The organism is Enterococcus sp. 9D6_DIV0238 (assembly GCF_002174455.2).
Taxonomy (GTDB): domain Bacteria; phylum Bacillota; class Bacilli; order Lactobacillales; family Enterococcaceae; genus Enterococcus_L; species Enterococcus_L dunnyi.
In genome coordinates, this window is sequence record NZ_CP147246.1 from 2,885,347 (window position 1) to 2,898,581 (window position 13,235).

A 13,235-nucleotide genomic window follows, 5' to 3' on the forward strand; every position below is an offset into this window, starting at 1 on the left:
GAAAAGGAGGTAAAAAAATGGAAGCAAAAAAATCCTTGTTGGTTGTACTGAGTTTGATTTTTATCTGTGTTAGTTTTACGGATAAAGCCAATGCAGCTTCAGTAACAGATACATCAATATCGGGAGAATTAGCAGGGATGAACACATCGAAGCTAATTATTGTTCCTGCTCCAAACGGTGGTGCGGCTAAAGAGTATGATTCAAATGCTGTGGGCTTAAAGGCTGCACTTTATGACCTTTACCAGTTTGGTAACAACCAAGATTTTGCGATGTATGTAGGAACAAATATAACTACCATGAATGGTGCTGATGCAAAAAATTTGTCTGGAACCCCTAGTGCAGCAAACATGACATTTTCAACTTTGGAAGGCAAAGTAAAAACATTGGTCATTACAAGTACAACCGCAGATACAATCAACAATAATACGAGCTTACCTACTGGAACAAAATATCTGACATTTGCGTCGAATGCTTATATGGGCTCAAATGTAATTTTTCGGAATGTTGATTATCGTGGAACCAATCTTTATATGAATGGTCATGATTTAAACTTAAACGGCGGTTCGTATGGTAATGGTTTAAGTATCTATGGTGGCTCTGATACTTCTGATATTTCTGGTTCTCCGACAATCACTGTAAACTCAACAGGATCAGGAGTTTGGAATTTCTATGGTGGTAATAGTACAGGTGGAACATTGACTGGGAATCCCAGCTTAGTTTTTAATAATAGTTCTGCTGCTGTAAACACAATTTCTGGAGGAGCCAAAGTAGGTACTGTTGCTGGAAACGTCAATGTTAGGATTAACGATCTAGGTGGCCGCTTGACCTCATATTTTGGAGGTGGAGAAGGAACAGCAGTGAATAAAGCCAATGTCAAAGGGAATGTAACCAATGAAATTAATGTAACGAATAGTGCTACAAAAATGGTGCTTTCACCAATGATTTATGGTGGCGTTTCGTTTGGTGATATCTCAGGCACAATCACTAATACATTGACTGGATATGGTTCGTTTTATGGCTCAGCAACACCAGGAGGCACTACAACACCAGGATATATTGGTGGATCACGTGAAGGAAATATTGGAACGGATCGCGCTAAAAATGCAATTACAACTAACTTTGATTCTAGTAAGTATTCTTCAGGTCGATTACCATTCGCTGGTGGAAACGCAGTGTCAGGAATAATTCAAGGGAATATTGTGAATAATGTTAGAGCAGGGTCGAATAGAGAAGGCGGAGCAATCAGTGGGGCCTATGGTGGAGGAAGTCGAGCTGTAGCGGAGCTTTCAGCAACATTATTAGGTACTTCAGCATTAAAAGTAAATGCTGCTAATGAAGCGTTTGATGCATTGGGAAAAGATGCTCGCCGAGAGCTAGCAAAATCTAAGGCACGATTTCAGGTTTATGGAAATATTGATCTGAACTTATTGGGAGGCAATGTTAGTATAGATTCTGACGATACGTATACTCGTGCTGCTGGTTATGGTGGATATATTGAGGGAGATACGACTGTTGTTGTAGGAACCTTGAATGCAGATGGTTCTGTTGGTGGAGATGGAATGGTTTATTCCAACTATACAGAAACGTATAACAAAAATAACACCGCATATGATAAAACCAAGAATACCAGATCCTTTAATTCAGGATACGATATTGTTGGTGGAGGTGGATCACCATCGCATGAATGGTCGATTTATATTTACGGCAGGACTAAAACTGTCATGAACAATTCCATCGCACGCTGGACTTATGGAGGCAACTTCTCTGGAACAGTTGAGCATCCAGACGGTTATGACGCAGACACGTATGCTTCTGAATATGTAATGAATGGTGGTATTGCAGATACCACAGAAGGTACAGGGTATATTGGTCAAAGAACCTATGGACCAAGTCATACTCAAATTAATTACGGTCAAGTCGATTGGTTCACCTCAGGTGCTGGTTGGGGAGATTGGAAGCAATTTGGAGATGCATCTGTAGAATTTGTCAAAGGAATTCATAATGGTACCGTAGGTGGAACTTATGGATATGATATAGTGAATGGAACTCACGTAATCAATGGAGATGTTTCTGTAACTATTTTGGGCGGAGATTTTTCTGGAACGCCTAGCCATACAGGGAATAAGAACTTTTCTGCTGGTCCGTCTGAGTATGGTACGATCAATGGCAATGCAACACTGACTCTTGATCTAACAACGGAGAACGGGAAGACATTTGTTCCACCCCCAACAGTTAAAATTGCAGCTGGGCGACATGATGGCTCTGGTTCCAATGTAGAATTGGGAACAGGAAATAGTATAGTGACGCTGAATATTTTCACTAATGAAGAAAGTGGAGATGTATTAAAAGGTGCAACGATTTATGGAGATGGCGGTACAGCAAGTGCTCCAAGTAAAGTCGGTCATATCAAAATGAATATTGATGCTCCTGGTTCTACTATTGGAACATTGTATGCTACACAATATAGTAATATTGCTTCTAATGAGCTTTTAAGAAATGTAGATGTTAACATTCAGCGGGTTAAATCCATTGGTGGTATTTCCGGTGGGAACGCTGGTGATAACATCAATAATAATGTAGCGAAAAATAGTTTAACAAACAATAAAGGTTCCAATTTTCAAATAGGTGTTCCTGTTGAAGGCGCCCCTTCAATTGAATTCCAAAAAGAGCCGATTTTAGTTAGCGGCATTGGAATTATCAATTTCACTAGTCTGCTAGTCGATAATGGAACGATTTTAACGGCTTCTGGTACAACAGGAAATGTTAAAAATGGTGGAGGTGCAACTGCTGCAAACCATGCAACTTTATACAATGATTTTGGGGATATCTATCTGAAAAATAATTCTGGATTAGGAGTTGCGGGTGCAACAAATTATATGTCCGGCGGTAAATTGACAATTGATGGCGAGAGTACCTTGGAGTCAGGTCAAGGTACTGGGATTATCAATATTAGTGATATTGAGTTTGTTGACAGTAATGCAGACCGTCTGACATGGATCAAAAATACATCAACATCGACAAATATGGTCGCAAGTACTGGAACTTACTTTGGTGCTAACCAAGCGTTTCAAGTATTAACAATCAATCCGACGATTGCAAACGCATCTAAAATCACGCCATTCAATTTTAAAGGAATGGAAAAATCAACTGGAAAAACATTTATTGGTGATAATGATGTGACTGGGAAAAATAACAATGGTTACGGAATCATGATTCCTGGATCTGTTATTGATTATACAGTGACTGACCCAATCGTTGATGGTAGAGGCTTCATTGAACATAATGTTGCTGAAGTCAAAAAAGACAACCAGCCTTTGACCTTAAGCGTTTGGGGAACAGAAGAAAAAGGCGTGAAAGTTCAAAAAGGACGTTTGATCATTCCAAACTCTACAGGAATTTTACCAACCTTGACGTTTACTCCAGAAGCAACATCAGGTTCTTGGCTTTACAATGTAACAGCTAAGTCTTCAAAGATTGGTTCAACAGATGAAGTGATCGGTGAACAGTCCAATTCTGATCCAGCCGAGTGGTCTTCTAAAGATGGCAATTACAGTTATGATGTTGAAGTTAAATATTCTAATAAGGTTGAATTAGCTGCTAGAGATGTAATCCTCACTGAAAGTGAAGCTGCTAAACTATTAGCAGAAGCAGATGTCAATGCGTATACACAAGTTGAAGGACGTCCGTTTTTAACTTCTACGATTACTGAAACAACGCTACAAGAATTGAGAAGGCCTTTAGATGAGGGGCAATATTCTAGAACAACACAAATCAACTATACAGCAGGAACGGCAGCTGTGAATCCAACAAATGTAATGAATCAAACAGTTAATGTGATCGTTGTAAAAGACGGCTCGCAGATTGCCAAAGATCGTCAAGATGCGATTTATGCAAAAGATGTAACGATTCGAGTACTAGATATTGCTGATGTAGCAAGTCAGTCTGTTTTTGAAAGTGACTATAGTCATGCATTTGCGATCAATTCAAAAGGTGTAGTTTCAACAGTTCAGAGTACACCGAATGATTATTTCGCGAAATTACAAGCAGTCCTTCCAGAAGATGTACCGAAAGATATTTCTGTAACGTATGCATTTGATTCCCCAAGCGAGACGATCATAAAACAAATCACAATTCATGTGATTCCAAGTGAAGCCAACTTGGTTGTAACCTTTGTAGATGAAGTAGGTAACTCATTGCATCTGCCAGTAACATTCAAACGTAATATTGGTTCAAGTGTTGATTTAACAAAAGAACAACAAGTATTGGATGCTATCGCTGATATTCAGAGCAGAAATTATGTTCTTGAAACAAGACCAGATTCTGAGGTCGTACAGGTTGTAACAGGTGGTTCAGAAGTTACTTACCAGTTCAAAGGAATCATCTTTATTGCTTCAGCACCAGATACGATTGAGTTTGGAACCCATACCGTTAAAGCCTCAAAACAACGAATCAATGAACCAGAATCGATGAGTGGTGATTTAGCAATTCAAGATAGTAGAGCAACTCGTAAACCTTGGGTGCTGACAGCGAAGCTTGATACGCCGTTGAATAACGGTAAAGATACTATAGCAGGTGCGTTACGTTATGTATATAAGGGGAAAGAAATTGTCTTGAATGCTGGTGCAGAAGAAGTCGCTGGACATACAAATGCAGATGAGAAACCATATAAAGTCAATAGTACTTGGTCAGCATCTGGGGATGGATTGAAATTACAAACAGATATCGGTGCAGTAAAATCTTCTGGAGATTATACGGCAAGTATTACATGGGAACTGACAGATGCGCCATAAAGATGAAGGGGGAAATGTTAAAGTGAGATCAAAAAATATTTTAGCCTGTGCTCTTCCTATCTTTGTGGGTATCTTCTTTCTGACAGCACCTATTCATAGTTTGGCTGCAGAAGGTGGTCAAGTTGGTCAAGATGCAGTTATTGAGTTTTATACGGACAAATCAGAGTCGGAACCATCAACCTCTGAACCACCAAAAAGCTCAAGTGAATCGCCGATCGAAAAACCGAAAGGTCGATTCCCAAGTACAGGTGAAGTCGTTCAGCGCTCTTTGCTATTGAGTGGAAGTGTTTTGATTGTAGCTGTTTTCTTATTCTTTGCTCTGAAAAAACGCAAAGCGAAGGAGGGAGATGAAAAATGAAAAGAATGACGTTTCTTTTTAGTTCTTTCGCGATCTTCTCATCTCTTTTCATAGGACAACAGGCGAGAGCAGAAGCTGAATCATTTGGTGGAACTGGGAATGTTCAATTTGAGGCATCTTTAGAACCGCCTCAAGTAATAGATCCTGAAAAACCAGGAAAACCTGTAGATCCAGGACCAAGTCCATCAACAGATGGTTACTTGCGAATTGATTTTGTCCCTAAATTTAATTTTGGCCGAAATAAACTTTCTGAAAAAGACCAAACCTATCCCGTTAATGCTCAGCTTTTCCATGGGGAAACCAATGCACGTGGAAACTACATTCAAGTAACTGACAGCCGAGCAACTGGAGATGGTTGGACAATTCAAGTTCGTCAAGAAACAGCATTTACCTCAAATACGAATGAGACGTTGAAAGGTGCATATATTTCATTAGATAAAGCTTGGGCGAATTCCACAATAGATAAACAGTATGCCCCGAGTTTACAAACAGATGTGATCAAGTTAGATAAAGTTGGTACGACCTATAACCTAGCTACTGCAGGTAAAAATCAGGGCTATGGCACATGGGCAATTGAGTTTGGTGCTTCAGACGAAAATGAAGCAGGAATGCAGTCAACACTGACGCCTCTGAAAGACGAAGCGGGAAAACCAGTGTTAGATGCAACCTTTGAAAACAAACAAATATATAAGAACAATGCAGTAAACTTTTTTATGCCTGGTTCAACAACAACTAAACCAGGACAATACCAAACGGTGATGACTTGGATTTTATCCGAGTTACCATAAATAAAACATAACTATTGGAGGAACACACACATGAAAACAAGAACATTATGCTCAGCAGCACTACTAACAATTTTAGGAGCAAGCTTAGTCGCTCCAACTGCGGCACATGCAGCACCAGATGCATTTACAAGTGAAGGTCACATCGAGTACGTTGAAGATAATTCAACAACACCACCAACTGACCCGGAAGATCCAGGCAAACCAGTTGATCCAACAGATCCAGTAAAACCTAACCCAGGTGGAGGCTCATTAACTGTTGATGCACTAACAAACCTTGAGTTTATGCAACAAAAAGCCGTAACAACTGATCAAAACTATTTTGCAAAACAAGTTCCAGTAGCAGAAAACGGAGTAGATAAAGGCGTTCGTGGAAACTTTGTACAAGTAACTGACAAACGTATTGACGCGCGTACTCCTTGGACTTTGAGTGCAAAAATGACAAAACAGTTCACTTCTACAACTGATGCAACGAAAACGTTAGCAGGCTCAACATTGACATTCTCAAACCCATTCATCAATGGTGAAGGTACAGATAAAAACCTTTTCCCAACTTTAGGATCAGCTGCAAGTACATTTACTTTATCTAAAGATCTTGACAACTCAGTTAATGTAATGGGAACTAAAACAGCAGATGAAGGCTTTGGTACATTTACAGTTGCTTTTGGTAACACCGCTGGATTTACTGCTCCTACAGCACCAGCAGGTAAAAACTTTGGATCAGCAACTGCAGAAGATTCAACAGGGACACCAAATGCTTCTGATGCAAACAAAATCGATAATGGTTCAGTGAGCTTATTCGTACCAGGTAATGCAATCAAAACTAAATCTGCTTATACAGCAGAAGTATTGTGGACAATTTCTACAGTAGCGATCGACTAATACAAAACTTGTAACTAAATTAAATGGCTGGGCACTAATTAGCACTAATCAATTAGTGCCTGCTTTTTTGAAAGGAAAAACAAATGAAAGTAAAAACACTTCTCATACTTACTGTGTTCATGATAATTCAATTCCTAACTATAGGTGGTATTTCTACATATGCAAAAGAGGAATCAAAAGAGCAAACAGCTGAGAATTCGGCTGGAGCAACAGGCTTTACATATCAAGTGATTTTTCCGGAGAATCAAAATTCTGATTCTGGCTTTTTTGATTTAAGGATGGTACCAGGGCAAAAGCAAACGGTTGAAATTGCCTTAAAAAATCCAAGTGACAAAGAAATCAAAGTCAATGCGAAGCTGACTGGTGCACGAACAAATTCTAACGGAATCATTGAATACGGCCCTAATAAGTTTTCTGCTGATAAATCAATGAAATACGAATTTACCGACATCGTCAAAACAACAGAGTCAGTCAAAATAAAACCAAAATCTGAAGAGAATTTGAAGCTGAATATCACAATGCCTGAAACAGAATTTGATGGCATCATATTAGGTGGAATCCAACTGCAAAGAGAGTCCAACGATGAACAGGCAGTCGATAATGGTGGAACCATGGTCATCAATAAATACGCTTATGTGATCGGCATGCGCTTGAAGGAAACTGATCGAGAATTACCTATGGATATGACCTTTGTCAAAGCCTATGCGTCATCACCAGATTTTAGAAATACCGTGACGATTGATTTAGGGAATACACAGGCTGCTGTGCTGAAAGATTTGACCGTAGAAGCACAAATCATGGGTGAAAAAAGCGATACCGTTTTATATGAATCAAAGAAAAATAAAATGCGTATGGCACCAAACTCTATTCTAAATTTCCAAGTAGGAATGGCAGGAGAAGCGATGAAAGCGGGGAATTATCGGGCGCATGTCATTGCTACATCAGGAGAAAAACGTTGGGAATGGACGGAAAAATTCAAAATTACTCAAGAAGAAGCAGATAAATTCAACAAAGAGGCTGTCGGATTGGTTCAAAATCAAGGAATCGATTGGAAATTGATTGCAATGATCGTTGGCGGCGTAGTCGTATTAGTAGCAGTTGTATTTATTGTGATTCGTATCGTGATGAATAAAAAAACAAAAGCGAAGAAACGTCGGAAAAAAAGAAAGAATGTTCAAAAATAAATGAGATCAATCGCACAGCGAATAGTTAGAAGGGAGAAATAAAATGACAATACTTGATTGGATAGCAGTCATTTGTTTGGCAACGGCTATTTTATTTCTACTTTCGGTCACACTCTTTTTCATTCTCTTCATTCGAGCAAAAAAAGATGTCAGCAAACTAACAAAGATCCGAACTAAAAATAAAAAGAAACGCAAGCGAATAATCCGTGCAAAAAGACAAGCACAAAAAAAGCAAAAAAGGAATATTCTTTTGTCTATCCTCTGTTTGATCGCAAGTCTTGCTTTTGGAGCAGGCTCTGCATACACGATTTACTATCAGGCAAGTAACTTGAGTGAAGCTGATCAAAAAGCGATCGTGAACGGCTATTATTATTTAAATGAGATTGAAAATCAGCTGTCGGATGCTGCCGACAATGGGGATGAAAAAACGATCAGTACCAATATGAATACTTTGGCATCTCGTTTATCCGGATTTGCGTTAAACAAAGCGGATTATCGGATTAGTAGTGAGGGACAATTATTGATCAATCGCTATTACACCTCGATGAAAGAATTAGGGGTGAATCTTTCGTCTCAGTCCTTAGAAGTTTATAGAGACCCGAAACAATTAGAGACTTTAAAAGCAGATGTTGAAAAAGTTAAAAATAATGAAAAAGCGGTATTTAAAAAGTTTAATGTTGATGAAAAATCATTAGCAGAACAAAAATAGGTGTTGTCAGAGGTCATAGGTAGGAGGAAAAATGAACAAAAAATCTTCCCATAAAAAAACATCTAAACACAGAAAGCAACAAACAAATGGATCTCAAAATAAGCAAAAAATAGATAAACCAAAAAAACAATATCCGCGTAAAAAAAAGAAAAAAATACAACCTAAGAGAAAAAACTCTCGTAAAAAAAATAACAAGAAGAAAAATAAAAGAGGCCGGTTTATCAAACGGCTGTTTTTGGAACTGATTTCCGCAGTCATCTTGACAAGTGTTCTGATTTGGCTGATATCGATCGTTACATTTACCTTCGTAAAGATCGACGGTTATGCGATGATGCCTTCTTTAGCAGCTAAAGAAACTGTTTTTGTCAGTAAATTGAGCGAAAAAAAGAGATTCAAGCTAGTAGCTATTAAACTAGCCGATAGAAAAGAGATCATCATTAGACGTATCGTCGGGATGCCTGGTGAAAACATCAGGTATGACAAAGATCGACTGTATATCAATAATGAAGCTGTTGAAGAGAAATTTATTGCTGAAGAGATTCAGCAGGCTGATATAAGCGGGAGTTTCTATACAAAGGATTTTACTTCAGAGCAGTTGTTCAATGAAAATATGATTCCAAAAGGAAAGTACCTTATTTTAGGGGATAACCGCCCCTATTCTACCGACAGTCGTTTTTATGGATTGATCGATGAAAAAGAAATCATCGGAGTTGTGACTATGAGAATTTTCCCTCTTCATAAAATGACTAAATTTTAAGTTAAAAAACACTCTTTGAAGGGGTGTTTTTTACTTTGGGTAATGCAAAGTAAAAAACAAGAGCATAAAAAGAACTAAAAATTTGAATGCTGTGTATAATGAAGAAAGTGAAATGATTATGATTTATGTAGGAGATGTATATATGAACTTCTTACTGGATTTTATCGATAGCTATACTCAAAATAAACTAGAAATTTTGAACACAATAAAAGATAGCCGGAAATCGATCTCTTTTGAAGCATTAGCTCACATAACTGGATTCGAGCAAAGGACGATCCAAAAATATGTTGAAGATATACGCTATGATCATAAAAATGCGGAAATTAATGACATAAGTGTGATAGTTTCTGATGATAAGTATGTACAAGTGACATATGAAAACTATAAGGGGTATCATAGATTTGTTCAGTATCTTATAGCAACTTCATTTTCGATTATTTTATTACAGGATTTGCTGTTAGGTGAGCAACTTTCCTTAGTTCAACTTTCTATTGAATATTATATCAGTGATTCAACGATAAAAAGGAGAATACAAGAGATCAACCACCATATCAAGGATTATGAGCTTAGAATCATTAGTAGAAAAGGGATGTTGTTGATCGATGGTCCAGAGCTACAAATCAGGTTATTTGCGTATATTTTATTTTGGAATCTGTACAAAGGCAGAACTTGGGTATTTCAAGTAGTAAAAAGAGAGTGGGCAATAGCTTTTGTGGATACTGTTTTTGAACAATCTAAAGCTATTCGAAATTTATCGAATGTCGAAGAAATCTACTATACTGTCGCAATCAATAAAACACGTCAAATAAGAGGGTATCCGATCCAATTTTCCCAACGGTGGCTTCAGCAATTTTTTTCCAAAGAATTTTTAGCATCTGATAAGCCCTGGATTAGTGACTACAATCTAACGGAGAACGAAGGTTTATATTTTTTATTATTGGCACAAACGAATGCCAAATTTTACTTGATTAAAGAGTATGAAGAGCCAATCTTTTTATTTCATCAAACGGAGAAGACACTACTCTACAAAAGTGTTGAAGCTTTTTTTCGAAAATTTTCAGAACAAATTGAATTCATTGATGTGCAAATGAAAGCTGAATTGTATAAATATCTTCTATCATACCATTTATTCTGCATGATATTTCATAATTTTTCCATGGGAATCAACAATTACACTGGGGGAAAAGTTTTAGTAACGAATCATCCTAAATTAGAAAAAAAACTTAATAGGCTGATAGATGAACTATACATGGAAACAAAGATCTCATTATTTCAAGAAAGGAAATTTTTGCGAGAGCGTTACGCGCTAATTTTTTCAATGATTGGACAAGTGTCAAAATTTGAGCCGCTTCTCTTGATCTACATCGATACAGATTTGCCATTCTTAGCTGAAAAAAAAATTATTGGGCAAATCAAGCGTTATACTGAAGAATCATATAATATTATGTTTGTAAATGAAAATGCCACTTTTTCAAAATATGAAGTGGATCTTGTTTTAACGACAAGTTATATCGAAGGATTTCAGGATTTCATTTCACCAGATAAGATTGTTTATATCTCAGAAAATTTAAAACCCGAAGATATTATTCGAATTAGAGATAATTTAGAAAAACTGCTTCTAGAAAAAGAAGAATAACTTATCGATGTTGGCCGTCTATAGAAATAGAATATGAATTAGATTTTTACTTTCTTATTTTAAAAATAACTGGTCGCATTTTGGTTGTTTTTGTTATAATGAAAAGGAGTAAAAAGCTATTTTTAATGATGAATGAAGATAAGAGAGAGGATCTGTAAAAATGAAATGTGCAACAATTTCTAAAACAGTTGATTTATTAGATGGGGGCTGTAATGTTTGCGGAATAATCGAAAATGAGAATTATACCTTGGTCCTAGATGAACAAGCGGTTCCGCTAGATGAACTGACAGTCAATGAGCTTGTCACAGCGATCGTCCTTAAAGAGGGTTTCAAGAGAAGCTATGAAACAGATGTGATCGACGACTTCACCTTATATAAAAAAGAAGCTCAGATAATCAGAATGAAAGAAGAATTCGATCATTTGACCTATTCAAATGGAACGGAACAAATTGAAACGAATGATTACATTATAAATAAAAACAGCCTGATAGAAAGGGTCAATGTTATTCTATCAACTATTTTTGGCTTAGAAAAAATAAATTTTACTCTTTAGACTAGTTTTTTTAAGGCTCCTGTTTATTTGGTGATTTTGGATTGGTAGTCTTAAGTGAGGGTATATTATTTTAAGAATATTAAAGTTTTATATATTTTCAGTTAGGTAGAAAATTTACTGGTGGATGATCTTTTTTGAGTCGTACCAAGCAGTACTAGGGATTGTAATTTTATTTTAATCTACTAGACACAAAAACGAAATGCCATTGTAATGTTTTAATTTGACTTTGTGAAGCGATACGCTTATAGTTTTAAATGAAATAAATACTTGTTAGGTGAGGCTCCTATGTAAACACAGGCTGCTGCTCAGAAATGTCGAAAGACAGGTACGGGTAGGACAAAAATCGTCGAATTAAGGCGTTTTTCTAAGCAGCTAAAAGCAATGCTTTTTACGTTATATAGTGCTAAAACTCAACGAAGAGAAGAACTAGGTGAGAGCAGCTTTTGAATAGCTGTGTTTTGTTTTTATCCCAGTACTTTAATCCCTTCGCTGAGTATTCTTGGTGAAGGATTTTTCTTTTATGCAAGAAGACATATGAGCTGTAGAAAGGAATATACAATGAAAAAACCAGTAAGAATACTTATTATCACGTTGTTATCTATTATTCTCGTGGTGGTCAGTGTAGGCTGTTATGCGGCAATCTCATTTCAGTCAGCAAGAGAAGAAAGTGAAGCAAAACTATCACCGATCAATCAAAATTTTACTGGTGATGAACAAACAAGTGAGAAAGAACTGACTGTTATGGTCGTAGGAAATGATTCGCGCGACGATGATGAAGATCAAGGGCGTTCTGATACGTTGATGGTGGGTCACTATGACGGTAAAACGAAGCAACCAAAATTGATTTCTATTATGAGAGATAGTTATATGACATTTCCAGCTGGCAGCCTCGATAAAATCAATGCAGCATATGCCTATGGTGGAGCACAGATGACAAAAGAAGTCCTCAATACTAATTTTGATCTACCGATCAACTATTATGTTGTGATGGATTTTAAAGAGTTTAGTGATATCATTGATGAGCTTTATCCAAAAGGTGTGAAAATAGATGCTGAGAAGGACATTAATTTAGATGGTGTCGATATTCTAAAAGGGGAACAAGTCATGGACGGCAATACTTTATTGCAATATGCCCGCTTTAGAATGGATGAAGAAGGCGATTTTGGCCGAATCAGACGACAACAGCAAGTAATGGATGCGTTGATCGACCAATCGAAAGATTTGATCCCAATTTGGGAACTGCCTCAGGTCGCAGGAAAAATCGTCGGGAAAATCGACACCAATGTTCCGACAAGCTTGTTTATTGATTTAGCGAAGGATTTTCTGACAGGAAAAGTCAAACCATTAGAATCACTTTCAGTTCCGATAGAAGGCAGCTGGAATTTTAATGATGATACTCCTTCAGGCAGTGTGATCGAGCTGGATGCACCTAAAAATGCAGATGCGATCCAGAAATTTTTGAAAGATACTAAATAGAACTATTTAAAAGGAGCAGTATATAACTCTATGGGTTATGTTCTGCTTTTTTTTCGTTTTAGTTTATTTTCATGCGTTTTGGTTACGCATATGCTATCCTTTAAG

At 37.2% G+C, this 13,235-nt stretch carries 10 protein-coding genes and 1 riboswitch; all 10 genes read left to right on the top strand.

Annotated features, from left to right (window positions below; translation table 11 throughout):
• Positions 1-17 precede the first annotated feature (17 nt).
• The gene (locus tag A5889_RS13570) at positions 18-4,790 is read left to right on the top strand and encodes a beta strand repeat-containing protein (RefSeq protein ID WP_087639332.1); all 4,773 of its coding nucleotides are present in this window, start codon (positions 18-20) and stop codon (positions 4,788-4,790) included.
• Between the two features lie 22 nt (positions 4,791-4,812).
• A complete protein-coding gene (locus A5889_RS13575; RefSeq protein ID WP_176372730.1) occupies positions 4,813-5,148 on the top strand; it encodes an LPXTG cell wall anchor domain-containing protein in 336 nt (111 codons plus the stop codon).
• A complete protein-coding gene (locus tag A5889_RS13580) occupies positions 5,145-5,936 on the top strand; it encodes a WxL domain-containing protein (protein WP_087639334.1) in 792 nt (263 codons plus the stop codon). Before A5889_RS13575 ends, A5889_RS13580 begins: the two co-directional genes overlap by 4 nt.
• 30 nt (positions 5,937-5,966) lie before the next feature.
• Positions 5,967-6,815, top strand: a complete 849-nt coding sequence (locus A5889_RS13585) for a WxL domain-containing protein (protein ID WP_087639335.1) — start codon at positions 5,967-5,969, stop codon at positions 6,813-6,815.
• Positions 6,816-6,898: 83 nt separating this feature from the next.
• A complete protein-coding gene (locus A5889_RS13590) occupies positions 6,899-7,999 on the top strand; it encodes a DUF916 and DUF3324 domain-containing protein (protein ID WP_087639336.1) in 1,101 nt (366 codons plus the stop codon).
• Between the two features lie 43 nt (positions 8,000-8,042).
• A complete protein-coding gene (locus A5889_RS13595; protein WP_087639337.1) occupies positions 8,043-8,708 on the top strand; it encodes a hypothetical protein in 666 nt (221 codons plus the stop codon).
• 31 nt (positions 8,709-8,739) lie between these two features.
• The gene (gene lepB / locus A5889_RS13600; protein WP_242585690.1) at positions 8,740-9,465 is read left to right on the top strand and encodes a signal peptidase I; all 726 of its coding nucleotides are present in this window, start codon (positions 8,740-8,742) and stop codon (positions 9,463-9,465) included.
• A gap of 142 nt (positions 9,466-9,607) precedes the next feature.
• Entirely contained in the window at positions 9,608-11,101 is a 1,494-nt protein-coding gene (locus tag A5889_RS13605) for a helix-turn-helix domain-containing protein (protein WP_176372731.1), read from the top strand.
• A gap of 160 nt (positions 11,102-11,261) precedes the next feature.
• Positions 11,262-11,654: a DUF4809 family protein gene (locus tag A5889_RS13610; protein WP_087639339.1), complete on the top strand. Its 393-nt coding sequence runs from the start codon at positions 11,262-11,264 to the stop codon at positions 11,652-11,654.
• Positions 11,655-11,913: 259 nt separating this feature from the next.
• A riboswitch (M-box (ykoK) riboswitch) is annotated at positions 11,914-12,082 on the top strand.
• Between the two features lie 130 nt (positions 12,083-12,212).
• A complete protein-coding gene (locus A5889_RS13615; RefSeq protein ID WP_087639340.1) occupies positions 12,213-13,130 on the top strand; it encodes an LCP family protein in 918 nt (305 codons plus the stop codon).
• Positions 13,131-13,235 lie beyond the last annotated feature (105 nt).

Coding starts and splice junctions, on each gene's coding strand:
- A5889_RS13615 (WP_087639340.1), top strand. CDS start 12,213: ATGAAAAAACCAGTAAGAATACTTATTATCACGTTGTTATCTATTATT.
- A5889_RS13595 (WP_087639337.1), top strand. CDS start 8,043: ATGACAATACTTGATTGGATAGCAGTCATTTGTTTGGCAACGGCTATT.
- A5889_RS13605 (WP_176372731.1), top strand. CDS start 9,608: ATGAACTTCTTACTGGATTTTATCGATAGCTATACTCAAAATAAACTA.
- lepB (WP_242585690.1), top strand. CDS start 8,740: ATGAACAAAAAATCTTCCCATAAAAAAACATCTAAACACAGAAAGCAA.
- A5889_RS13590 (WP_087639336.1), top strand. CDS start 6,899: ATGAAAGTAAAAACACTTCTCATACTTACTGTGTTCATGATAATTCAA.
- A5889_RS13610 (WP_087639339.1), top strand. CDS start 11,262: ATGAAATGTGCAACAATTTCTAAAACAGTTGATTTATTAGATGGGGGC.
- A5889_RS13580 (WP_087639334.1), top strand. CDS start 5,145: ATGAAAAGAATGACGTTTCTTTTTAGTTCTTTCGCGATCTTCTCATCT.
- A5889_RS13570 (WP_087639332.1), top strand. CDS start 18: ATGGAAGCAAAAAAATCCTTGTTGGTTGTACTGAGTTTGATTTTTATC.
- A5889_RS13585 (WP_087639335.1), top strand. CDS start 5,967: ATGAAAACAAGAACATTATGCTCAGCAGCACTACTAACAATTTTAGGA.